The sequence below is a fragment of the Acinetobacter sp. TG2027 genome (assembly GCF_000302435.1).
Taxonomy (GTDB): domain Bacteria; phylum Pseudomonadota; class Gammaproteobacteria; order Pseudomonadales; family Moraxellaceae; genus Acinetobacter; species Acinetobacter pittii.
Window position 1 is genome coordinate 310,436 of record NZ_AMJN01000040.1, and the last position, 25,969, is coordinate 336,404.

Annotated in this window: 17 protein-coding genes and 1 pseudogene; 7 read left to right on the forward strand and 11 right to left on the reverse strand. The window is 38.3% G+C overall.

Features of this window, described 5'->3' with window-relative positions; all coding sequences use genetic code 11:
* Positions 1-24 precede the first annotated feature (24 nt).
* Positions 25-1,182 carry a hypothetical protein gene (locus B806_RS0111115; RefSeq protein WP_017385395.1) on the reverse strand — a complete coding sequence of 386 codons (1,158 nt, stop codon included), beginning with the start codon at positions 1,180-1,182 and terminating at the stop codon, positions 25-27.
* Positions 1,183-1,333: 151 nt separating this feature from the next.
* Positions 1,334-1,591: a hypothetical protein gene (locus tag B806_RS0111120; RefSeq protein WP_005068647.1), complete on the reverse strand. Its 258-nt coding sequence runs from the start codon at positions 1,589-1,591 to the stop codon at positions 1,334-1,336.
* 318 nt (positions 1,592-1,909) lie between these two features.
* On the opposite strand from B806_RS0111120, the gene pepN reads away from it, so the two are divergent.
* The 7 genes and pseudogenes from pepN to B806_RS0111155 all read left to right on the forward strand — a co-directional run bounded on the left by pepN (position 1,910) and on the right by B806_RS0111155 (position 12,257).
* A complete protein-coding gene (pepN, locus tag B806_RS0111125; protein WP_017403026.1) occupies positions 1,910-4,516 on the forward strand; it encodes an aminopeptidase N in 2,607 nt (868 codons plus the stop codon).
* A gap of 578 nt (positions 4,517-5,094) precedes the next feature.
* A complete protein-coding gene (locus tag B806_RS0111130; protein ID WP_014207080.1) occupies positions 5,095-5,631 on the forward strand; it encodes a spore coat U domain-containing protein in 537 nt (178 codons plus the stop codon).
* A gap of 72 nt (positions 5,632-5,703) precedes the next feature.
* The gene (locus tag B806_RS0111135; RefSeq protein ID WP_017403027.1) at positions 5,704-6,408 is read left to right on the forward strand and encodes a fimbria/pilus periplasmic chaperone; all 705 of its coding nucleotides are present in this window, start codon (positions 5,704-5,706) and stop codon (positions 6,406-6,408) included.
* 9 nt (positions 6,409-6,417) lie between these two features.
* Positions 6,418-8,864: pseudogene (locus B806_RS0111140) on the forward strand (fimbria/pilus outer membrane usher protein).
* Positions 8,855-9,883, forward strand: a complete 1,029-nt coding sequence (locus tag B806_RS0111145; RefSeq protein ID WP_017385965.1) for a spore coat U domain-containing protein — start codon at positions 8,855-8,857, stop codon at positions 9,881-9,883. The pseudogene B806_RS0111140 and the gene B806_RS0111145 overlap by 10 nt, the downstream one beginning before the upstream one ends.
* Before the next feature lie 548 nt (positions 9,884-10,431).
* Positions 10,432-11,598 carry an MFS transporter gene (locus tag B806_RS0111150; protein ID WP_193786209.1) on the forward strand — a complete coding sequence of 389 codons (1,167 nt, stop codon included), beginning with the start codon at positions 10,432-10,434 and terminating at the stop codon, positions 11,596-11,598.
* Positions 11,599-11,753: 155 nt separating this feature from the next.
* On the forward strand, positions 11,754-12,257 hold the full coding sequence (locus tag B806_RS0111155; RefSeq protein WP_002115710.1) for a hypothetical protein: 504 nt from the start codon (positions 11,754-11,756) through the stop codon (positions 12,255-12,257).
* A 45-nt stretch (positions 12,258-12,302) separates the two neighbouring features.
* On the opposite strand, the gene accC is transcribed toward B806_RS0111155, so the two are convergent.
* The 9 genes from accC to B806_RS0111200 all read right to left on the reverse strand — a co-directional run bounded on the left by accC (position 12,303) and on the right by B806_RS0111200 (position 25,952).
* Positions 12,303-13,670, reverse strand: a complete 1,368-nt coding sequence (accC, locus tag B806_RS0111160; protein ID WP_002115704.1) for an acetyl-CoA carboxylase biotin carboxylase subunit — start codon at positions 13,668-13,670, stop codon at positions 12,303-12,305.
* 17 nt (positions 13,671-13,687) lie between these two features.
* A complete protein-coding gene (gene accB, locus B806_RS0111165; protein ID WP_000354611.1) occupies positions 13,688-14,107 on the reverse strand; it encodes an acetyl-CoA carboxylase biotin carboxyl carrier protein in 420 nt (139 codons plus the stop codon).
* A 17-nt stretch (positions 14,108-14,124) separates the two neighbouring features.
* A complete protein-coding gene (aroQ, locus tag B806_RS0111170; protein ID WP_017385967.1) occupies positions 14,125-14,580 on the reverse strand; it encodes a type II 3-dehydroquinate dehydratase in 456 nt (151 codons plus the stop codon).
* A gap of 235 nt (positions 14,581-14,815) precedes the next feature.
* Positions 14,816-16,141 (reverse strand): Y-family DNA polymerase, encoded by a 1,326-nt coding sequence (locus B806_RS0111175; RefSeq protein WP_017385968.1) that lies wholly within the window; start codon positions 16,139-16,141, stop codon positions 14,816-14,818.
* A gap of 268 nt (positions 16,142-16,409) precedes the next feature.
* A complete protein-coding gene (locus B806_RS0111180; protein ID WP_017385969.1) occupies positions 16,410-18,659 on the reverse strand; it encodes a TonB-dependent receptor in 2,250 nt (749 codons plus the stop codon).
* Positions 18,660-18,812: 153 nt separating this feature from the next.
* On the reverse strand, positions 18,813-19,586 hold the full coding sequence (locus B806_RS0111185; protein ID WP_017385970.1) for an aldolase/citrate lyase family protein: 774 nt from the start codon (positions 19,584-19,586) through the stop codon (positions 18,813-18,815).
* Positions 19,579-23,106, reverse strand: coding sequence for an IucA/IucC family protein (locus tag B806_RS0111190; RefSeq protein WP_017403028.1), 3,528 nt, complete (start codon positions 23,104-23,106; stop codon positions 19,579-19,581). The genes B806_RS0111185 and B806_RS0111190 overlap by 8 nt, the downstream gene beginning before the upstream one ends.
* On the reverse strand, positions 23,103-24,308 hold the full coding sequence (locus tag B806_RS0111195; RefSeq protein WP_017403029.1) for an MFS transporter: 1,206 nt from the start codon (positions 24,306-24,308) through the stop codon (positions 23,103-23,105). The genes B806_RS0111190 and B806_RS0111195 overlap by 4 nt, the downstream gene beginning before the upstream one ends.
* 3 nt (positions 24,309-24,311) lie before the next feature.
* Positions 24,312-25,952 (reverse strand): IucA/IucC family protein, encoded by a 1,641-nt coding sequence (locus B806_RS0111200; RefSeq protein WP_079380948.1) that lies wholly within the window; start codon positions 25,950-25,952, stop codon positions 24,312-24,314.
* Positions 25,953-25,969 lie beyond the last annotated feature (17 nt).

A 25,969-nucleotide genomic window follows, 5' to 3' on the forward strand; every position in this document is an offset into this window, starting at 1 on the left:
TATTAAGCCAAAGTGATTATAGATTTAGTGAGTAAAATAATGATCTTGATGCTTACATCTTTGGCAGATTAAAGAAACATAATCTGCTGCATCATAATCAACACTTAAATCGTTTGAACCACAATGCATACAACGTTTAACTGAATAAAAGTTTAATCGAGGTTCAATTTTTCGCCATGCTTTCCAGACAGGTTGTACAAAGATCTGTTCGTCGTAGCCTAAGAAGCGGTTAAGTAAAATATAACTCATTTTACTGTAGGGAATATTGTGAGGACGAGGCAACATTGAGGTTTCCCACTTTTCAGCTAAGGCTCTCTCGCGATATTGCTCTAAGGTTTTCTTTAACAAATTGGTGTTAATAAATTTTTCATTACGCGGCTGTAGGGCTTTCTGTTTATAAAGATACTCAAGTGCGGTTTGAATTAAATAATAAATCTGCCCAATTGCCAATGAATCCATTAAACGATAACAAAAAGTTTGGAAATTAGAGCTTCCTGCAATTTGAATGCCCCAAGTTCGGCAATAGAACTGCATAAACTGAATAATCTCTTGATAGAGCACCTGAAAAAGTACGTCTTTTACTTCATCGGCACTACGAAACGGAATACCAAGACTTAAATTTTCATAAAACCAGTGGCGTAGTTGCTGAGCTACACTAAATAAACTTGGGTCACTATAACCGTCCAAGCGAATATTTAAATAAAAGCACTGAGGTTCATCAGCTTGATCTTGGGCGTTTAAAATTCCATCTTTATGGAGTTGCTTAATCAGATAGTTTTGAAAGATCCAGTTCGGGGTAATGGATTGATATTTAATTTGGTCCCAGTGAATGTATTCGTCATGAGCAACATCGTCTCGTGCATAGTCGTCGAGCAGGCTGAGTAAAAAAAGTTTATGCAAAAAACTGAGCTGTTCCAGACTACGTTGAGGTTGCTCTTTTGACTTAAACTGGCGTTGTTCTTGTAGGCGTGTTTGCTGTAAAAGCTTTTTTCGTTGTTTTGTGCATGTTTCACAATGGCAAGTCATTTTCGTGTCTTTAAAAACACGGTGCTGACAATGACTGCATTCATGAAACTGAATGTCTTGTTCAAATTGCTCGGCATCTACCCAGTACATTGAAGCTTGGCAGAGAGGACAATGGCTACTTTCATCTAGCTGTTTCTGTAGAATTTGTAAGACCATTTTGCTCCGAACGTTTAAAACTATCATGATTAACTTATTATACACAGCCGCATTGCCGATAGCTGAGATTGTCTTTTTGTTTGGTGCAAAAATAGAAAACCTAAAGTCTTTGTCTTAACTTTAGGTTTTCATAAGGGGTTAAAATTTAAAATTAAACAGGGCACGGCAAGCTCTCATCATTCTGTCCAAGCTTTTTGGCATTGATAAGTGCCTGCACTTTTTTACTTGGTAATTTTACTTTACCTAAAGCATCATAAGTATTAACGATAGAGGTCACCTCCTGAGCTGTAATAGAAATACCTTCCGCAGATAAAAATACTGCGATCACATGGTGGTCGAGTCCTGCTGCATCTAGATCATGAATTGCTTTGATATTTTCTAAACGATGAAAATGCGCTTTTAATTCCATACTGACACCTCTTGTTCTGATTGAAATATTTATATTGGTGTATTAGTGAAGGCAAGAACCATGCCCAAAATGTAAGCTGACTCTAAAAAATGTTAAAAGCTGAAGTTGTTTTATTTTTATTGTATAGATTGATTATATAAGCAACGATTATCGTAAATTTGGTCTAATCTGTGCTAATAAAAGACGATTCTAATTTGAAATGTATAAATGAAGTCCCATTAATTTTATAAAGGTAAATAAACACGGTATGTATGAATGTATATGATCAAGTTCATAAAATTCGTACTACGGTTTCCGAAAAGTATATAAGGAATAAAGATGAATATTGCGGCGCAGCCTCCAGTTCAGGCAGATCAAACAGTTTATTTAAAAGATTATCAAAAACCTTCATTCTTGGTTGAATCCATTAATCTTGATATTCAAGTATATGACGACAAAACAATTGTTGATTCAACATTAGTCATGAAGCGTCAAACTGCTGGAGACTTGGTGTTATTAGGTCGTGATCTTGAGTTGCAATCTATTCAGCTCAATGGTCAAGATATTACTCCTGCACAATATTCACTCGACAGTGAACAACTGGTGATCACTGATGCACCAGATGAAGTCATTTTACAAACTCAAGTCATTATTCACCCTGAAACCAACACTCAGCTTGAAGGTTTATATAAAGCAGATGAGTTGTTTGTAACCCAGAATGAACCTGAAGGCTTCCGTAAAATCACGTTCTATCCAGACCGTCCAGATGTACTTTCAGTCTTTACGACACGCGTAGAAGCAGACAAAAAATATCCAGTGTTACTTGCCAATGGTAATTTGCTTGAAACAGGTGAGGTAGGTGAAAACCGCCACTTTGCGATCTGGCAAGACCCGACTAAAAAACCAAGCTATTTGTTTGCTTGTGTCATTGGTGATTTAGCTGTTCTTAAAGATCACTATACGACTTCGGAAGGGCGTGATGTTGCTCTAGAAATCTATGCCATTGAGAAAGACATTCCAAAATGCCATATCGCGATGGAAGCATTAAAGCATTCAATGCGTTGGGATGAAGAACACTACGGCCGTGCGTATGACCTAGACAACTATATGATTGTTGCTGTTAGTCAGTTCAACATGGGTGCAATGGAAAATAAAGGTTTAAATATCTTTAATACTTCATGTGTGCTTGCCGATGAAGAATATACCACTGACGCAGCGATTATGCGTGTGCAGTCTGTGATTGCCCATGAATATTTCCATAACTGGACAGGAAACCGTATTACTTGCCGTGACTGGTTCCAACTGTGTTTAAAAGAAGGCTTAACGGTATTCCGTGACCAGTCTTTCTCGGAAGATTTACAATCTGCTGCGGTTCAACGTATTGATGATGTTGCGGTACTTAAATCGCATCAATTCCCTGAAGATGCAGGTCCATTGTCACATCCACCACGTCCAGACCATTTTGTCGAAATTAATAACTTCTATACAGCGACAGTCTATGAAAAAGGTGCGGAAATTAACCGCATGATGTCGACTTTGTTGGGTAAAGAAAAATACCGTAAGGGTACGGATGAATATTTCCACCGTCATGATGGCCAAGCCGTGACTGTAGAAGACTGGGTTGCTGCATTATCTGCAGGTTCAGGTGTCGATTTATCTGCATTCTTAACTTGGTACAACCAACCGGGTACGCCAAAGCTTGAAGCAAAAGGTGAGTACGAAGCAGCAGCACAAACATACCGTTTAAGCTTTAAACAAAGCCTAAAAGCACATCCTAAATATCCAAATTTAAAAGCTGTTCCAATTCCTGTTGCTTTAGCGCTTTTTAACGCTAAAACAGGTGAACAATATACATTGCACAGTGACAGCTTATTCGTAAATGATGTTAAAGATGGTGTGTACTTGTTTGATCAAGACGAAGCAACCATTGAATTCACAGGTATGACTGAACAGCCAGTTGTGTCGTTACTCCGTAATTTATCTGCGCCTGTAAATCTTGTATTTGACTATACCGATGCTGAATTAGCGTTCTTAATTCAACACGAAACCAACGGCTTTAACCAATGGCAAGCAACGCAAACCTTGCTTGAGCGTATTTTGCTAGAAGACCATTCTGCAGATGCGTACATTCAAGCTATTCAGAGCACTTTGCCTGAGTTGGTTGGCCGTGACCCACTTTTAGCATCACGTTTGTTTGATGTACCAAGTGAAGGTTATTTGGGTAGTCGTATTGATCAGAACTATGCACCAGCAGATATTCATGTAAAACGTGAAGCCTTGCTTAATCGTTTAGCACAAGAGTTGGGTTCATTCTGGAAAGATACTTATCTTACCCTTGACCCAGACTTGCAAAAAGAATTCTCGTTAGCCATGGGTGTTCGTGCATTAAAAAATATCATGTTGATGATGATGGCTCGTCAAGGCGATCAAAGTGCATTTGAATTAGCACATGTTCAATACCAAAACACAGGCAATATGTCTGAGCGTTTAGGTGCGTTACGTGTATTGGTTTGGCAAAATGCGCCTCAAGCTCAAGAAGCACTTGCTGATTTCTATGATCGCTTTAAAGATGAAGCCTTGTCTTTAGATCAATGGTTCATGATTCAAGCTGCAAACCCAAATGCCACTACAGAAACAATCGAGTACCTTACTCAACATCCAGACTATGATTTAACAACTCCAAATCGTATTCGTGCGGTAAGTGGTGGCTTGTCAAATAATCCTGAAAATACTTGGGGCTTTGGTGTAGCTCACTTTATTAACCTTGCAGAGTATCTAGACGAGAAAAACCCAATTTTAGGTTCACGCCTGTTACAGGTATTATCACGTTGGTATACGCTTGCAGAGCCTCAGCGTACTCAAGTACAACAAGCTTTACAAGCATTGCAGCCTAAAGTGAAATCGAAAAATGTTTCTGAAACTTTAAATAGCATGCTGAGCGTTTAATTATTTAAACTTACTAAATAAAGGTCTCTAAAGAGGCCTTTATTTTTTTATATCTCATAGCTCTTCAAGATTTAAAATAAATAAAACTATCCTTGTTATAGTTCATCTGTAGATCAAGTTTTATCATTTTATTTTTATATAAATTATAATCTCTAATAATTTTCTGAAGGTGCACTTTTAAGAAATAATGTAAAATGAAAATTAAAGAGATAAATAATATAAAAAATAAATTGGCTCTTGAAAATTATTTAATTTTTTAAAGTTAGCTAAATTTTGAAATATTTATTTAAATTTATCTTAATATTTTTTCTAGTGTTTTTATTAAAATTATTTAAATCAAATATTTATATTTTGTAAATATTGTTTTTTTGTATCCGTAAGATAGGTTTAAGTAAATTTGTTTTATTGATTAGAAATTAAAATAATAACGTGAACATGCATTTTATTTATTTTTATGTATTATGTTGGAAAGTAGGATAAAAAAATAAGCTTTAAAAGAGCAGTCAAATAAAAATGATTGTAAGAATAAGGGTTAAATTTTTTATATCTATTAATTCGACAATTTAGTTTAAAAGGTTTTGGCCATGAAAAAGACTTTTATTTATTTATCAGCAGTTGTTGCAGGAGTATTTTCTCTCAATGCGGCAAATGCAGCTACAGCAACAGGTACATTAACTGTTAGAGCAACAGTAACGAATAGTTGTGTATTGAATACCTCTGCAACTGGCACGACAACAAATGCCGTTTTAGATTTTGGCACTTTAAGTTCACTTGCTGGTAATGTTGATGCAGATACCACAACGACTGGTGGTACCTCAATTAAAGTCCTTTGTAATAATACTGTGCCATGGACTTTGTCATTTGATGGTGGTCAGAATGTTTTATCAACCCAACGTCGCATGATCGGCGGGGCGACTAGCAACGAATATATTCCTTACAACCTTTTCTCTGACACAGGACGTGCCACAGCAATTGGTATTGCAACGACAGCCTACAGTGGAACCGGAACGGGTAATGTTCAAACTGTAAATGTATATGGTCGTATTCCTGCAGGAACAACTTTACCAAGTGCAGGTAGCTATGTTGACAGTGTGACTGTAACGGTAACTTATTAATTTGCATAAATTAGAATTACGTTAGCCCTTTTGAAAGGGCTAATACATTAAAAAGTTATATTTGAGCAAATCATGAAAAAAAATATTTTTATTATTACGGGATTATTCTTATCTTTATCTAGCTCTATTAACGCCGCAACAATCCGTCTTTCACCTGTAAATGTAGAAATATTAAGTAATCAAAATGCTGCTTCAATTAGTTTATATAACCAGTCAAATGAAAGTGCTGATTTGCAGGTACGTGTATTTGAATGGAGACAAAATGCTGGTCAAGATCAGTTAATCCCTACGGATGAGATTGTAATTAGTCCACCATTTCTAAAACTACAACCTAGTGACTCTTATAACTTACGTGTAGTTAGAATTAACCCAGAACCTGTTTCTGGTGAAAAAACTTATCGTATTATTATTGATGAGTTACCCAAACCAATTGATAGCCGTAAAGCAGCTCAGGGAGTAAATGTATTACTTCGCTCATCATTACCTGTATTTGTCGTCAATAAAGATGCGATTACCAAACTGAGTTGGAAAATTGATGTTAACCAGAACACACCTTCTTTAAATATTAGCAATATAGGTAACCGACATGCGCTGTTAAATAGTCTAATGCTTGTTGATACAACTGCGAATAAAAGTTATCCGATTAAAGTAAATACTGTGAATGGTTATATTCTTGCGGAGAAGTCGAAAAGTTACTCGATTAGTAACTTTACCTATCAACCAAATCATAAATACAGCGTATCTCTAACAGTTAATGGTAAGAAAACCACACTTTAAGAGGCTTATATGAAATACATTATAGGTGTCTTATGTGTTGCGTATTTTCCTGCATATTCTTTTGCCGAACAGTTATTAGATCATACGAATACTGCAGTTCCCAGTGTTCCTAAATCTATAGGTAACGATAGTAGATATACACAAGTAGGAACGAATGAGCAGGAGCAAGATCTTAATTTCATCCAGCTATTTTTAAATATTTCGATTAACTCAAATGCTTCTGAAGATTTGGTTGCTGTAAAGCAATCTAAGGATGGAAAACTATATATTCGTTCTAGTGCCTTAAGAACTTTAAGAATAAAAATAGATGAACATATCCCAGATAACCAGTGGGTGTGTATTAATGATCTAAACGGAATCCAGTTTAAATATCTCGAAAATGAGCAGTCTCTAAACTTAAAAGTTCCGTCGAACATGTTAACGGGTTACTCAGTTGACTTAAGTGGTCAGCAGATCACTAGCCCGCGTTTGCTAAAGATGAAGCCCTTAAACGCGGCTATTCTGAACTACAGCCTGTATCAGACTATGACCAATGATGAGAACGTTTTCTCAGGTACGGCTGAGGGGATCTTTAATAGCTTAATCGGTAACTTCTCATCAGGGGTTTTATATAACGGTAGTAATGAAACTAGCTATAGCCATGAAAAATGGGTGCGCTTAGAAACTAAGTGGCAATATGTCGACCCTGAAAAGATCAGGATATATACCCTAGGGGACTTTATTCCCAATAGCCCAGATTGGGGAAGCAGTGTCCGTCTTGCCGGTTTTCAGTGGTCGAGTGCTTATAGCCAACGCGGGGATATTGTCACCTCGGCACTCCCGCAATTTTCTGGCTCGGCAGCATTGCCTTCAACCCTAGATTTATATGTCAATCAACAAAAGATTTATTCAGGGTTAGTCCCATCTGGTCCATTTGATATTAAACAGCTTCCATTTATTTCAGGAAATGAAGTCACACTTGTGACTACCGATGCAACTGGAAAGCAGAGCATTACCAAAAAGCCGTACTATTTTTCATCGAAGATTCTGGCAAAAGGCATTAATGAGTTTTCAGTAGATGTGGGGGTTCCACGTTATAACTATGGACTCTATTCAAATGATTATGACGATGCCACTTTTGCCTCAAGTGCGATTCGATACGGCTACAGTAACTCACTGACCTTAAGCGGTGGAGCAGAAGCTTCAACAGATGGCCTGTCGAATCTCGGCACAGGATTTGCCAAGAATGTTTTGGGGATTGGCATGATCAATGCCGACATTGCAGCGAGCCAGTATAAAGATGAAAACGGCTATTCTGCCTTGTTGGGTTTAGAAGGGCGCATTAGTAAAAATATTTCATTTAACACCAGTTACCGTAAAGTACTTGATAACTATTTTGACCTAGCCCGTGTATCTCAAGTGAGATATTTAAAAGATAACCAGATCAATGCCGAGTCACAGAACTACCTGAACTACAGCGCACTGGCAGATGAGATTTTTAGGGCAGGGATTAATTATAACTTTTATGCAGGCTATGGGGTTTATCTGGGCTATAACCAGATTAAATATAGCGATAACTCCTATAAATTACTGTCTACCAATTTAAGTGGAAGTCTGGACAAGAACTGGGGTTTTTATGCATCAGCATATAAAGATTATGAAAACCACAAGGACTATGGAGTTTACTTTGCGCTGAGATATACACCGTCCAGTAAAGTGAATGCGATCACGAGTGTATCTAGTGACAGCGGTAGCCTACGGTATCGCCAAGAAATATTCGGTTTGTCAGAACCACAAATTGGTTCATTTGGCTGGGGTGGTTATGTTGAGCGAGATCAGGATGCCAATGAAAACAATGCATCGGTCTATGCGTCTTACCGTGCCCGAGCAGCTTACCTGACGGGACACTATAACCGATTTGGGGATAACGACCAGGTTGCACTTTCGGCGACGGGTTCATTGGTTGCGGCAGCGGGACGTATCTTTGCGGCCAATGAAATTGGAGACGGCTATGCGGTCGTAACCAATGCAGGGCCACAAAGCCAAATTTTAAATGGTGGTGTTAATTTAGGTGCGACCGATAAGTCTGGCCGATTCTTAATTGCAAATTTAAGACCCTACATGTCTCATCATATCTACCTAGACACATCATATTTACCTTTAGAGTGGGAAGTTAGCTCTACGAATCAGACAGCGTTTGTGGGTTACCGTCAAGGAACTTTGGTTGACTTCGGTGCTCATCAGGTTATTTCAGGGTTGATGAAAATAATTCACCGTTAATGCCGGGTTATGCCGTTCGAATTAATGGTCAGCAAGATGGGATGGTTGGGTATGACGGTGAAGTATTTATTCCAAACCTGTTAAAACAAAACAAACTTGAAGTTGATCTTCTAGATCATGGCTCATGCCAAGTTGATTTTGCGTATGAAAATAAGCAATACAGTGCTAAAAAATTGGGGCCTTATGTATGTCGATAAATATTGCTAGCTTTAACCAGCCGACAACTTTTAAAGGTCTTTCATTTATCCTGAAATATTTTTTGGGAATGAGCTTGCTATGCCTGATCTTTACATTTTTTAACTCTGCCTATGCAACTTGCACACCTACAGGGACAACTTCTGGTACATACACATACACTGCCGCAACAATTAACAATGATGCAGTTCTGACATACACGGGAACAATACGTTGTTATGGGGGACGTACAACACCAGAAATTTCAGGTTATATGTGTATGAAAACCGTCTTTACTGGAACAACGAGTAATAATAATAATGTTTCATTACCTTACACCGTCACAGCAACTGTAGGTGGAGCAGGGTCTTCTACCACTAATCAAAATTCGAATATCTGGTATGGTCCAGTAAGAACAGTCGCTTCAAATAATGTTATTAGTTTCTCTGTAAATATAAAAGTACCAGCCCGTACAGGGTCGCTCATGGCATACCCTAAAGGAACCTATACGGGTACGGTTCAGCTATTTTGGGACATGCAAGCAAGCTCTAGCACTGTGTGTGAGGGGGATAGTGGTGGAGGTTGGGACTCGGGTAATACCACTATAACTGCTAATTATGTTGTGCCAAGTTTGTGTCAAATAGATTCAACATCAAATGTCGATTTTGGAAATATTAATGATATTGGTGAGACTGCTCGTGATTATACAGCTCAAGGAGTGGTAAATACGACCTGTAATAATGGACTGCCATATAGTATTTATTTGGGGGATGGGAATAACCGTATTGCTGGTGGCTTTAGGCAGATGACAAATGGTAGTGGTCAATACATCCCGTATCAGTTATATCAGAACTCGAATTATAGCGCGGTATGGGATACTACTGGTGGTGTAAGCGCAGTTGGAGGTTCTGGAGGTGTTTCTAAAACAGGTTCGGGCAATTCTCAGGGTACAAATGTCTATGGAAAAATTCCGCAAGGTACCACTATTTCAACAGCTCCGGGTAATTACTCAGATGCGATAGTTGTTACAGTAACTTATTAAGAATTTATTGGAATTTTATGTTGAGTATATTTTTAGGATTTGAGTTGAACACTTAGCATTTAAAAAGTGGTCTATAAATTTGGTGTTTAATTGTTCTAATTTAAAAGAAGCAGCTAGGTTTTTAAAAAGTAGGGGTAATAAGTGGTTAGCGGTAATGTTGTTTCAAGATGAGTAAAAACAGAAAAAGACAAATTAAAAAAATAAGAAAAAACATCTGATAAATATATACCTTATGAATATTAAATGTATTTTTACACAAGTTAACAGATTGTACAAATTAAATTACAGTTCTCTTTTCTTTATTTATTCTTTCTTATCAATAAAAAATACTTATAGAGACCAGCCGATTCTCAATAATTTAATGATTTGTATTGGAAAACAAAGTGTTAAAATTGAAAGGCTGAGATGCTCTGATATGTTTAATTGTATTTTATTCGGTGAATCTACGAATCGAAATTTGTGGATGCTTAGTATTACTAAAGACAAATGGCTACATGCGTGACAGCTATCCCGAATTTTAACCTCATGAAAATACAAAGGTTTATAAATTGTTTCAACCACTTACTATCCAAACTCGACTTGGTGGATTCTACTTTTTCTACTATTCCATTGTGGGTACATTCATGCCTTATTGGAATTTATATCTTCAAGATCAGCGATTTAATTATCAAGAAATTGGTGTTTTATCATCAATTGCGATTGTAACTCGTTTTTTTGCGCCTTTAGTTTGGGGGTGGATTGCTGATAAATCTGGTAGGCGGATGTTGCTTGTTCGGATAGCAACTTGGATGGAATCTTGTATATGGTTGGCTATTTTTATAGTGCCAAATACTTTTCAATCAGTTGCTTTGCTTATGCTTATTTTTAGTTTCTTTCAAAATGCGATTTTAGCTCAATTTGAGGGAGTGACTTTATTTTGGTTGGGTGATCAAAAAGCTAAACTTTACGGCAAAATTCGTAAGTGGGGATCGGTTGGGTTTATTGTTGGGGTATTCACTATTGGGGCTATTTTAGAAATAGTGCATATTTCAATGCTCCCAATTTTACTATTAATTATCGCGTCGCTAGCGTTTATTTGGTCTTTTACAATCCGAGAACCTGATAGTGCGCCTACTTCCCAAAAACATTTAGAACCTTTACTTCCTGTTCTTAAGCGCCCAACAGTGGCTGCATTTTTTGCAATTGAATTTATTCTACTTTTTTCACATGCGCCTTTTTATAGTTTTTATAGTAATTTTCTGAAATCTTTGAATTTCAGTACGACTGAAATTGGATTTTTATGGGCCATGGGCGTTTTTGCTGAAATTTTTATGTTTTCAATTGCCTCAAAGATTTTTCAACGTTTTTCGTGGCGCAGTTTAGTGATAGTGTGTCTGCTAGTGACGAGCATACGTTGGATGCTAGTTGCAGTATTTTCACATTATTTTATTGGTCAACTTTTTGCGCAGTGCTTACATGCCTTTAGTTTTGGTTTATTTCACTTGATCGCAATGAGAGTTATTTTTCAAAACTTTTCTGCTGGACAGCAAGGGCGTGGACAAGCACTTTATAGTACCATGTGGGGGTTAGGTGTAGCTTTCGGTAGTGTTCTGGCTGGGCATTTCTGGAAAATTCTTTCTGGTGAACTCATCTTTATGTGTGCCAGCGTGGTTGTGCTCTTAGGTTTGTGCTTTGTAAAGTGGCTTCCGAAACAAGTCGATTCTTCAACTACCTAAGCTTGAGATCATGCAAAACAAAGAATTTATATTGAAAAAAGCAAGTAAATATAAAATTGTTTGATGACTTGTTGTGACACGTTACAGTTGAAAAATATTGTTTTTATATGGTTATGGAGCAGTGATTTTGTCAAAAAATATGCTAACTTAACTTCATGCGTTTAATGATTAATAAATCTATGAAAAATATTTATATTATTGGATTATTGTGGGCTTGTTCTGGTTTGGCTGTGGCAGAAACGGCTACTCAACAGCCAGCTGAACAACCCGTTCGGACCGCAAGTAATCCTAATGCTATACGTATTGTTACGCGCCCTGAAATTATGGGATTATGGGGAATGGAAATTCCAAATAATAAGAAATGTGTGGAATATTATAACTTTCGTAGTAGTAATGATGTAGTGATCAAAAGCGGTCAGGAATGGTCTTATGGTATTTATGAATATCAACCATCTGATGACCCTAAAGAGCAGCTAGCCGCTTTAGTAATGCAAATTAAATTTGACAATAATAAAGTAGATTGTTCTGGTCAGAAACAAGACCAAACAGGTGATGTCTCACAGTATTTTGTACAATGGAAAAACGACCATACAATCAATTTCTGTTCAACAGCTAAAGGTGAGCAGTGCTTTGCGACTTTACGTCGGGTATTACCATAAAATTATAGATATAAAAAAAGCCTCTTATTTAAGAGGCTTTTTTTATTATGCAGTTTCAGCTTTCTTTTCTTCGACTTGCTTTAACAAGTGTTTTTCAAGATAATGGATATCCATTGCTTGAGAGCAGAAGCTCTTATCTTGCAAAATAAGATCTTTATGTAGAGGAATATTTGTTTTAATTCCCGTAAGGATCATTTCATCTAGCGCTTGACGCATACGAGCAATTGAAGTTTCACGGTCTTTACCATGAGAAATCAGTTTAGCAATCATAGAGTCATAGTAAGGTGGAATGCTGTATTCTGGGTAGATATGAGAATCTAAACGAATACCAGCACCGCCTGGTGCGTAGAAACTTTCAATTTTACCTGGTGAAGGTAAGAAGGTTGTTGGATCTTCTGCATTGATACGGCATTCAATTGCATGTCCTTGAACTTTGATATCTTCTTGTTGAAGCTCTAGTCCTAGGCCACCAGCAATGCGTAACTGTTGTTCAATAATATCGACACCGGTAACCATTTCAGTTACAGGGTGCTCTACCTGAACACGAGTATTCATTTCAATGAAGAAGAATTCACCGTCTTCAAATAAGAATTCAAACGTACCAGCACCACGATACTGCATCAACTGACATGCATGAACACAAGCTTCTAAAATATCAGCTCGAGCTTGCTCTGGTAGGTTTGGTGCAGGTGCTTCTTCTAGTACTTTTTGATGGCGACGTTGTAATGAACAGTCACGGTCATATAAATGAATTGCATGACCATTACCATCACCAAGAACTTGAACCTCGACATGGCGAGGTTTTTGTAAGAAGCGTTCCATGTAAACGGTATCATCACCGAACCACATTTCTGCATCGCGCTGCGCTGCTTGAACTGATTCAAGTAGTGTATCTACACGCTCAACAATACGCATACCACGACCACCACCACCAGAAGCCGCTTTAACAATAAGCGGGAAGCCGATTTCTTTCGCTTCTGCCAAGGCATTGTGGATGGTTACTGCATGGTCGCAACCTGGTACAGTAGGTACGCCAGCTTTTTTCATGGCAACAATCGCAGAAACTTTATTCCCCATAAGGCGGATATGTTCTGGACGTGGACCAATAAAAGTAAAGCCTGAACTTTCTACAATTTCAGCAAACTCAGCATTTTCTGAAAGGAAACCATAACCCGGGTGAATAGCATCAGCACCGGTAATTTCTGCAGCAGTAATAATTGCCGGGATATTTAAATAGCTATCACTACTTGCGCCCGGACCAATACATACTGCTTCATCAACAAAACGTAAATGCATCAAATCCTTGTCGGCATCTGAATAGATACCAACAGTCTTGATTCCTAATGTTTTACAAGCCCGGGTAATACGTAAAGCGATTTCACCACGGTTTGCAATTAAAACTTTTTGCAACATAGACGTCCCCGGGGTAATTACGCGCGATAACGGAATAAAGGTTGACCGAATTGGATAACTTCACCATTTTTCACTAAAATTTCTTCAATCACGCCGCTTTGAGTTGCTTCAATTGGGTTCATGATTTTCATTGCTTCAATAATACCCAAAGTTTCACCAGCAGATACTGTTTGGCCTACTTTAACAAATGGTGCTTCACCTGGGCTTGGAGCAGCGTAGAACACGCCAACCATTGGAGAAGTTTCAACTGCTCCACGCGGTGTTTTTGCAACTGGTGCTTCTGCAACAGGAGCAGCCGGAAGTGCTACACCAGCCGCAGCAACGACAGGATTGCGACGAGTTAAAGCGATTGATTGATCACCTTCTTTAACTTCGATCGCTTGCAAGTCAGACTCAATCATTAAATCGATGAGTTTCTTAATTTTGCGGATATCCATGGGCGACTATTCCTAAACTAGTTTGGGTTAGATGGTTGAATTTTTTCAATAGCGTAATCGAGTGCAAAGCGATAGCCTTTTGCACCTAAACCACAAATCACGCCAATTGCTTTATCAGATAAATAAGAATGATGTCTGAATGCCTCTCTTGCATGGACATTAGACAAATGAACTTCAATGAATGGAATCGCAACGCCAAGTAGGGCATCACGTAGAGCAACTGAAGTGTGGGTGAGGGCAGCAGGGTTAATAATGATAAGTTTTACGCCTTCAGTTTGTGCCTGATGAATACGATCAACAATGGCACCTTCCCAGTTGCTTTGAAAAGTATCTAATGTGAGTGAAGCTTGTTGAGCTTGGCTAATAAGTTGTTGGTTAATATCATCTAAGGTAAGATGACCATATACTTCTGGTTCGCGTTTTCCCAGCAAATTCAAATTCGGTCCATGAATCACCAAAATGGTCGAACTCATTCAGATTGCTCCAGCTCTAAAGTTGCAAATATTCTTTGCAAGATGTCTGCAAAGTTTGCTTATTATGGCATATGTTTCTACAATTTTTTTATAATTTGTTTTCATCGTCGCAGAAAGGGTATACCAAATTCGGCTTATATATTGTAAATTTTGCGATGATTTAGCAATGTTAAAAAATGACAAAATTTCAAGTAATTTAATGGAGCTTATTTTAAACTGAATTGACAAAAACAGTTCATGTATTTTGTGTAACGGCTATAGAGTTCTCTCCAATCACTAATAGCTCATTCCATCGAGTTAGATAATTTTTTGAACGGTGGCATTGTTTCATGTGCCAAGATGGATTGCGGGAATGATAACCGACTTGTAAATAGTGACTACCGAATCGGTTACGAACTGTGCTGAGGGTTTGCATTAATTGTTGTCTTTGCTGAATCAACTCAAGAGGTTGCCATAAATCATCAATGTGATGTTGACGAGGATGCAAACCACAAAATAAAACTCCAATCTTTATATATTTTTTATTTTCTTTATATAAAACATCTATTTGCTGCATGGCTGCTTTTGTTAATATGCATAAATCATCTGTTGCATAATTTAAGCCTATCGCTTGAGAAGATGCTTTTTTATAAGGTGGTTTATCTATTTTTTCATAAAGCATGACTTGAACGCAGGCACAGAGCTGTTCTTGTTTCATTAAACGGCGATGAGCTCGGTTAAGATGAAAAATAAGTGCTTGCTTAATAATTTCAATGCTGGACAAAGCTTGAGCAAAACTACGTGATGCTAAAATTCGTTTGGTGACAATTGCAGGATCGTCGAGTTGAATACAGGATTGGCCTTTTAGCTCACGAATGGTACGTGCCATAACCACAGAAAAAGCTTTTGCTAGATGATGCTCATTGGCAAAAGTTAAGTCTAAGCATGAATAAATCTCATAGCTACCTAATTGTTTGACTAATTGATAGCCAATTCCCCAGACTTCTTTGACTGGAGTGTGTTGCATGAGGTCTTCAAGAAGCAGAGGATCTAAAGTAGTGAAATTACAAATTCTATTAAAGCTTCTAATTTTTTTAGCATAGTGATTGGCTAATTTTGCTTGAGTTTTTGAATATCCGATGCCAATACAACAGGGTAAGCTTAACCATTCTTCTAAGGTTTCTACGACTTTGACACAATAAGAATGAATATCTAGAGATTGAAGGTAAGGGGTAAGGCGAATAAAACATTCATCTATAGAATAAGCTTCTAAATCATCGGGCGAGAAAAACTCACCAAGAACTGAAAAAAAGCGACGTGACATTTCAGCATACAAAGTGTAGTTGCTTGAATAGACGTGTACACCTGCTTGAAGAGCTTCTTGTTCGATTTGATACCATGGAACCCCCATTTTGATACCCATATTTTTTGCTTCTTCACTACGTGATACAACACATCCGTCGTTATTAGAAAGTACTACGACTGGTAGGCCAATAAGTTTGGGATTAAATAGTCGCTCACAACTCACATAGCAGTTATTAATGTCTACGAGCGCGTAAATTTCGCGGTGTGAGATTTCCATTATGATTTGCCCCATTAAGAATATTGGTAAAACTACATATTGATATTGTTTTCATAAACACAGTGGGAGGAAGTGTTGGATGAAAAAGTTGCATCTTGAATATGTAACAAAATCAAGTTAACAAAATTTTTAGCAGAATACTAGGGTGGTTCTGTGGGTTTAACTTAGGTTAACCATGGAAAAAATAGATAAGGATTTAATATTTTTAATAAAAAAAAGGAGACCGTATTGATCTCCTTTTTGTGACACATTCAATGTCAGTTTTTGATTACCATTTATGGCTATAAGAAACTTTCAGCGTTGCACCATTTGCTACTAAATGGCTAGTGTTATTACCAGATCTTAATAATTGGCTATAGAGAGGGTAGTACTTGCGGTTAAACATGTTCTCTAAACCAATCGTCACAGTGTCTTTTTTGTTAAGCGCAAAGCTACTGATTAAATCTGCTGTTGTATAAGTTTTTACATCATAGCGGCCAAAACTGTTTACACCGTTTAAGCGGTAGTCTTCTGAACCGAAGTAAGTAGCTTGTAGACGATTCGTCCAAGTTTCAGTTGGACTATAAGAAACGTAAGCTGTGAGTTTTAATGGTGGAATACGGAAGCCTGTCATGTCTTGTTCTGTACCGTTTTGCGGTTTTTCACGGCCTTTCATCCAAGTAACGCTACCACCAGTTCCCCAAACATTGGAATCGTCAAGATAGTCAAAAGTTGCTTCAACACCAGTGACTTTCTCTTTCGTTCTAGTCATATCCAAACTATTACTTACTGGTTGCACAGCGCCAAGGTCAGAAGTAGAGTGGAATACAGCTAAACTTGAAGAGAAGTTATTGAAGTTTCCTTTCCAGCCTAACTCATAGTTATCAACTTTTACAGGTTCTAAGAATGACGAACCAAGGTTAAAACCTGTGCTGGCATTGCGAATGACTACACCGACATCAGGCAACTGGAAACCTTGGTTGAATGATGCATAAATCGAGTGTTGATCATTTGGAGAGAAAGTCACATTAGCATTGTATAACCATGCATCAGCTTTTACTTTTCCGCCCTCAACGGTGTAAGGGTTAGGCTTACCTAATTGTGATAATGGAACAAAGCTATCAATTTGGGCATAGCTGTCTTCATAACGCGTACCAGCTTCTGCTGACCATTGGTCATTAAAGCGGTGTTTTAACTGTACAAAGCCACCCAAACTTTGCGTGGTAAGTTCAGGTAAATAAATAAGTTTGCCAATTTTTACAAACTCTAAGCCACCAGATTGATCATAAATATCAGGATCGAAAATATCTAAAGGCATTTCGCTTTTTTCGCGGCTAAAGTCACCACCCCAAACTAGGGATGTATCACCTAAAAACTCAAGCGGTGTGGTCACAGTTAAGCGGCTACCGAGTACGTTATTTTCTTGATAAACCTGATCCACTTGTCCACCACGTGGGCTGACTTTACCTGGAGCAACACGTGCGTCAAATGGTGAAAAACGGGTAAAGAAGTCACGGTAATAAATTTGAGCATCAACTTTATTGCCAAAAAAGTCTTTATGGTTATAGGTTAAATTGTAAATCTGGTTTTCGTTTTTAGTCTGGTCTTTAAGCTTTAAGCCTTTAATTGCTTTCGCTGGTACAGTTCCAGCAGGAGCATTTTTTACACTTGGGTCAGATGCATAATCTGAGTCTTGCTCGGCATTATAATAGTTTGCAGCGAATTGTAGGTATTGGTTGTCATCAATATGATAACCAAGTTTACCACCTACGCTGTAAGCATCGGCATCATATAAATCGCCTTGACTTGGTTCTGGTGCAACACGGTCACCACTTGCATCGTACGGGCTACCAATACGCTGATAACCAAAGTCGAGCGCATAGTCAAAAGCGTTAAAGCTGCCTGTGAAATATTGGTGAATATCGCCACTTAAAGCATTAGAACGGAAATTTGTTAAAGGTGTTTGAAGTCCAACAACTGTTTTTGCTGTAGGTTCACCACCAGCCGCTTTCGTGGTAATTGAAATAATACCACCTGCAGCGCCACCACCATAAATTGCGTTACTGCCGCGAATCACTTCGATGTTGGCAATGCTTTCAGGGTCAATTGCTGAAAGTCCGCGTGATGTGTCACGTGTGAGGTTCATTGGAACGCCATCGACCAAGATGAGAGCATTACGACCACGTAAAGTTTGACCATAATCGGTAATGGTTCGGCTTGAGTCTGATAGGCCCGGTACGGCTTTTGCTAAAACAGTTGCAATACTGCCAGATGAACCATTTCTTAAAAGTTCAATTTGTTTTTCATCTAGTTTGGTGACTTGCTTGGCAGAAGTGGAAAGTTCATCTGCACGTGAAGCGGTAATTGTAATTGTAGGAAGTGCCTCAGGCTTTTTTTCAACATCTGTTGTTTCAGAGGCTGATGCTGCAAAGGCCGAGTTTGAGAGAAAGATGGCCCCACCAAGTGAAAGGAGTGGAATGATATTTTTTACTTCAGACTTCCTGGTAAAAAGTTTGTGACTTTTTATCTTATTTCCCATTGTCTCGCCCTGAGAGTGATTTTAAATTTGTCGAATTATAAGTGAGAATGATTGTAATTCACAATATCGTTGTTGGACAAAAAATAATAAAATTTATTTTTATTAATTGTTGTGTAGAGGAAGGTGCACCCATCGCTCTACACAACTGAAAATTTACGAGATTTCTTTATAAGAATTCAAATGATTTTGATGAGCACGACGAATAATGCTGCGGTCATCACCGAGTACAAAAAGCTGAACGGATTGTTGTTTCCATGCCGCAATATCTTCAGGTTGTCGGGGAATAGCACAGAAATGCTTTTGACTATTTTTAGTCTTAGCATACATCTCTTGAACTTTTTCTTTCACTTTTGGATGGCTAGATTGCCATGGCATTCCCATAGATTGAGAAAGGTCGGCAGCACCTTCCAGAATAATATCAACGCCTTCAACTTTTAATATTTCATCTAGTTGTTCTAGTCCTTCCAAACTTTCAATCATGGCAACGACAACCGTTTCGTTTGCTGCGTGTTGAACAAAACTAGCTAAATCATCTATGCCATATCGATTTAACCTTGTCGAGTTGAGACCTCTTTGCCCAAGAGGCATATAGTGACAATAGTTCACGGCTTCTTGTGCTTGCTGAGCATTTTCTATACGCGGAAAAACAATACCCGTTACCCCTGCATCGAGCAGAGGTAGAACTAAATGGTTGGCGTTTAACGGCACCCTGACAAAGACATCAAGACTCATGGCTCTAGCGGCTAAAATCATGGTCTCGACTTGAGACGTACTAAATAAAGTATGTTCCAAGTCGATAATAATAAAGTTGTAACCCGCAAGTGCCATTTGCTCGATATTAATTGGAGAAGCTACGGAACAAAAGATTCCGTAGAGCGTCTCGCCATTTGCTATTCGTTTCTTAAAAGAAATCGAATACTTATTCATATTCAATTTCCTTAATCAGGCTGAGCGGGTTTGGCGTGGTTTGTACTCTTAAGCGAATTTCTGGAAGGAAACGGCGGCTTGCGAGTTGTTCAATATCGATGGTGTCATCTGTAAAGTTAAACAATTCATATCGCTCGGCAAACTCTGGGTGAGCTTCTTTATGCTGATTAATAATGGTTCTTAACATGGTCCAGAATTTGATTTCATCGAAGTCATAATGTTCATTTAAGAAAATCGCTAACTCAGCCAGATTTACAAACCAAAGCGCATCTTGAGTAAAGTCTCTTAACTCATTTGGAGAGTGGGTTTCCAAGAACGAGTTCGGGTTAATCTTGGCGTGCTCTTTTGGCGCATCTTGTAAGTTGGGTAAAAGGCTCGGCTCACGTAAAAGATGACGACTAAAACGAATTCCATCATGGAAATCTTTCAAAGCTGCTTTAACGGGTAAGCCATTTTTATGAATTAGTACCATGTTTTGTGCATGTGATTCTAAAGCGAGGCCGTGACACCACAAAATATGCATGATTGGTAAATAAGCATTGCTGAGTAATTTTTCTAACCAGAACTCAATACCATACTCTTGGATCCACTCATCGATTAGTGGTTTTTGGTCCGTATCAACTTGCATTAGACCCGTTACAGGCGTTGCTGATTCGCCTTCTTTTAAGTAGCTGTAAATACTTTCGCGCCAAATGCAAGCCAGTGCGCCGTATTGAACAGGTAGCGCAATTTGCTGGTTCACTGAAAGACCGCCGATCTCTCTTAAAATAACAGGCTTACGCTGTTTTTCTAAAATATGGTCTTGTTCAACAATGTTATAAAGCCAGTCACTCATTTTTGCCGCATTTTGAACGGTATGCGGTGCCAATACACGAGAGGTAGAAGTATTGACCAAGTTCATTGCCAATTTAAGAGAAAGCGCCGAGATATCACTAATATTTGATAAGGTTCGAATGGACTGTTGCGGTAAATAAGTCGGACCTTCAATATCTAACGGGATGATCAGTTGGTTGCTAATAGCATCTTGATAATATAATTCAATAATTTTATCCCACTGCCACGGGTGAATTGGGGTGAGGATATAATCTTTAAAATCTATATTTTGCTCTTTCAATTGATCGTTAATGGCTTGTAGATCTTTTTCTGAAAAATGCTGTTTATAAAGCTGCTCTAAGTTAATGGTTTCACTTAAAACTAGTTTGCATAAACTGTTATGAGTCGCCACCCATTGAACCGTAAAACCTTCAGAAAGCTCTGGTGCGTATTTTTTATTTTCTTTTAAATCGAAGCCGATACGAGACTTAAAACTTGGGTGATATAAATGTGCATTGGTAATCCGCGCTTCTTGTTCTAGGTAAGGCAAGGTTCTTAAAGGTTGGGCAGGAACTTGGCTCAAAGTCTGCGCATGTTTAACGTAAGTTAAATTGAGTTCATCATTAAAGTTTTGCCATTTAACTGGGTCAGCTTCAATAATATTTTTTAGATCGGCAAGTAATGTTTTTAAGTTAGGGCGAGTTTCAGTGCCTAAAGTAATATCAGAGCGGACTAAGCTTGAAGGATCTAACTTAATTCGTTTAAAACTAAAATGTCGTTTGGCCGCGCAGGTATAAAAAACGGTATCGGAAATATAGAACTTGATTTGACCTTTAGAAAACTCGTATTTAAAAGTATTTTCAAAAATGAGTGCTTCTAATAATTGGCCCATCACGCGATTTTCCGCGAGGGTTTTATAATTGGTTTGTTGTGTTGGTTGAAGAGGGCAAAGTGCTTCTGCGCCGCGATATTTATAAATAGGGTTTTCAACTTCAATCCAGATAGGATTGCCACCACTGTGGTAGAGCGTATTTAACATATTTGCCTTGATTGGTAATGTGAGTGAATTAATTAATAAATCGCGATATTGCTGGCCTTTGGCGCTAAAATTTTCTTGCGTGAGCGTAAGGCGTGTAGCTTGCCAAAGCTCAGATTCTTCAATGGCCGTAACTCGTGCAATTGCACTGATGAGATGAGCAATGTGATTGATCACAAGGTAATATTTTAAAAAGGTCCACGCATCTTTCTGAGAGAACCAAACGGTACTATCTTCAGAAATAGATGAGTCGTCTTTTATCATTTCTGGAACAATGCTAATGCCTTCCATGTCTCGAAGAATAAGGCGATGTGGATAGCCGTTTTTAAATTCCATTAAACTATTTTGCATGTGCGCTTCTACGCTAATGCCTTTATTTGCAAACAACTCAATTAATGGAATCAGTGAAACTTTAACGTACTGTTTCCACCAGAAAGTAATGAAGTCTTTCGCGTCTTTCGATTGTAGATTTTGATTCGGTGCCGCTTGCTGAATAAAGCTTAAAAGTGGGATTTCATGGTTTTCATTTTCTTCAACCAAGCCGCCCAGCATTCGGGTATTTTCTAATACATCAGTAGTGAGCCCAGCTCTATAGAGGATGCCAAATGAACTTTCAATCTCTGGAATTTTGACTGTTTTTGCCTCTAACTCCGGCAGAATCACAAGGTCTGGATATTGCTCATTAATCTTGTGATTAATAATAATTTTGCTCGCATCAATCGCGCGTTCCATTTCATCCATTGGGTTATTACGAATGAAACTGGTAATTCGTACATCAATTGATAGCTTTAAGAATAGATTTGATTGAGGCAACCATACTGTACGAACGGATGAGGTCGGCCATACGGTTTGACCTAAAGCTCCCAGATAGATCACGTCTTGGCTATCTAAATGTTTCTTTAAAGATGGATGTTGAAGTAAGAAATTAGCTTGCCACGGATGGGTTGGCATTAGCTCGTAATTTGCTAAGTTTTCTTGTAAACGTTCTTTTGCAGTTTTTAAAACTTCATCTTCAATACGATGAGAAAGCTGTTCTTCACTTACAAGCTTTTGGATTAAAGAAGAATGGATTGCAAAGTAATGAAGTTGGAAACTTGCGCCTAACTCAGGGCTATATTTTTTCATGTCTTCTTTAGAGAAACCTAAATTGGCTTTAGAGGTCACATGAAAAGGGTGCCCATATAACATGCCTTGTTCCGTAGCCTGAAAACCGCTTAACGCTTTAGTTGCTGTTTGGGAAGGCTTATTTTCTAAAAAGAATTTTGTATTTTCGATACTATTGGCAATATCGGAGTACAGGTTCTTATTTTGGTTTTTATCTTTAAATAGACTATTCAACTCATCTGTAATCAGTTTCACTAACTGTTTAGGGTTGGTGAGTGAGTCAAATGTATTGTCGTTTAAGTTTTGCAGGACAAAACCACGTTGATATCGGTGATAACCCGTAGTTGAAAGATGCTGAACTGCACCATAAACAATCGTGTTAGACGCATTAAACGTATAAGCAAAATACAGTGTGTCTGGTTGCTCAGCATATAGGGTGAATAAAGGAGAATCTTGAGCTGGGATAATGTGCTTTTCAAGATTTACTTTGAGTTCACGAAAGAAAGTATTCAGGTACTGTTCGAAAAGTTTATAAGACCATGCATCGGTTGTAATAATTGAGTTCATTCTTGTGCCTCTTCTAAAATTGTATCCATTAAGAATCTGTTCAAAATCACCACTAATCCCGCACCGATAAAAAATAGTGAGGTGCAGATTAATGCAGCTGTAATATTGAAAAATGAGTAGGTGAGCGTGATCGTGATTGGGCCAATAAGTTGTCCTAAGACAAAGGCACTGTTAGAAATACCAATCACTTTTCCTTGGCTTTGAGCGCCGGCTTTTAGAGAAATTGTGTGCAAGATCGAAGGAATAAGGGCTGCAAAGCAGAAGCCTTGTATGAGTCGTAATACAAGAATCAGCCAGAGATTAGAAACCCAGATCAATGCGAAAATCGTGATGCCGCAAATTAAGGATGCGTAAATGAAGTTATTAAAAGAATCTCCTTTATCATCATTTCTTTTTCCCCAATAGGTTGCAGCAATAAATGCTGCTCCCCATGAAAGCGCATGAATTGTTCCCGTTAAACTCGCAGCAGATAACGATGAGTGAGTGCTTTGGCTTATTTCACTAATGTATAAAACAAAGCATGACACCAAACCAAAGCCGCCCGCTTGAACCAAAATGCCGGCGCTTAACCATGAAAAAATCGTTCTATCAAAGAAAGCTGGAAGCTTAGATTTCTCTTTGGTTTTTGTGGTTTCGGTTTTAACGGGATTGGTTAATACAAATGACGCAATCACAATGAGTGTCATCACAACAAATGCTGTCGCGTTGAGTAATACTTCAACCCGCCATTGATCCATAAATATCCCGCCGAGCACGGGACCACATAGGCAAGCTAGCGCAACACTACTTTGTAGTTGCCCAAAAGCGGCACCACGTTGTTGTTCATTAGAAAGATATGAAACATAGGCATTTAAAATTACGGAAAGACCGCAAAAACCGAGTAAAACTCGCGCGAAAATAAATAGGTATAAATGCTGGGCGCTCGCCATGAGCAGTATTGAAATACAGAAACCAGCCAGAGAAAGTAACAAGGCTTTTTTATGGCCGAATGTGTCGGATAGGTGGCCAACAATCGGTGCGGTAAATAAGCTGCCAATAGCTGGAGCCGCGAGTGCCAAACCTGCCCAGATAGTGGGAGCACTCATATGTGCCGTCAGTTTTTCCATATAGAGCGGCATGATCGGAATAAGCACCATGAGCCCGAAAGTAGAAAAAAACTGACAGAGCAAAATAATGAAATGATCTAGGCGAGATGAGCGCATGATTTAGATATCCATGGTCTCATAGCTAGAAACAGATAAGCTCTGATAAGGGTTTGGCGTACTTCCGATTTTACTTGGCATACCTGTTGAGTCGCTTTCTTGCGCAAGTAAAGGCGTAAGTAGCTGTTTGAATGGCCAAGTCGTATTGTCAAAAAGATAGGTTTGAATTTGCGATTTTGTTTGTTCTGAAATGGGTTGGGTTTCTACAAAATCTTGAATAATGTCTTGAACCATCTCCCAAAAATCGCTTTCTGTACGATCCGTATACTTCAAGGTAGCTAAAGCAATCGGGTAGAGGTTAATTTGAATTCCTAGGGTAATGAAGTAATTAAATAAGTCTTCATTTTTAGTAAAGATAAGATTGTTCGGTGTGCTCGTATCGATGGTATAAATCGGAGGTGTAAAACCATTTTCTTCAATGGCTGTGGTACATATTCTTAAGGTATCGTGGTCACGCAAAACAAAGCATTTAAACTTATTATTTTCATAACACACCATAGTGTTTTGCCCGTGGCATTCAGGCATGATTCCTTTTGCCCAAAGCGTTAAGAATGTTTGAATAAAATGAACACTTAAGTCTTTTAGTAATGACCATTTGTCACCTTCAACGCCTAAAGTTTCCCAAGGGTCGACATACGTACAGCTTAAAGCTGACATGGTGATTGGTGTAACGTTTTTATCTTGGCAAAAGTCGGGTAAATGTCTGACTTGGCAGCCAATCACCCCTAAATTTTTTACAATCGGCTCTTGTTTACCTAGCACCCACCAATGCGTTTCATTACTTAAAAAGAGACGATTTTTTAATAAAGCAGTTTCATTAATGACGTCATTTAAAAAATCATAAGCCGTATGACCATTCATTAAATAACGACCTGGCATGGAGCGGATTGCACCTAATGTTTTGGCATTGGTTGAAAGTTTTAAATGCAGAGTCGGGTTTGTGTTGTGAATAAGAGTTCTTAAAGAAGAAGTCGGTAAACCAATTGTGGTGACATGGTTTAGGTCAATACCGTCGTACTTATTTTCTTCAAACTTTAAATAGCGATGTTGCGTCTCTAACAAAGGCAGGGCTAAGTAATCATCTGAAAGCTGAGCCATTTTGTCAGCAATAAGACTTTCCTCAACTTCTGATAACAGAAGCTCTTTGTGAGGAATCGACTTCATATTATTAATCACGTCATCTTTCTTAAATGCCCACCAGTACACCTCAATTTCTTTTTGAGTTGTGAGTGGTGCAAGTTCACCTTTTGAGTGAGCGAACGGATGAAATGGACGATCAGCTACCAACGATAGCAATTCACTAGTAATCAAAGGCGAAGAAAATGAAAGTGCTGACTGCAAAATTTGAGGAATTCTTTCAGCCGTTACTAAGTTATCTAGCCAATAATTAATCGCTTTTTGATGGTGTGGTGACGGCCACCAAGTTGCTTGGGTTAAATAGTTAAAAACTTCAGAAATAGAAATTTTAGAAGTTGTATTGCTCAACACGTTATGAAGAAAAACTTCGGGTTGGGTAACATAGAAAGGATTTACACCATCTACTTTTAAACAGCTGAAATAGAGTTCCAACTCATCATTGAGAGTAATTGCCAGATAAGGCTTTTTATAGGAAATATAATCTTTAAAATCTCCATAATTCTCCATGTAGAGTGCGTCTATCG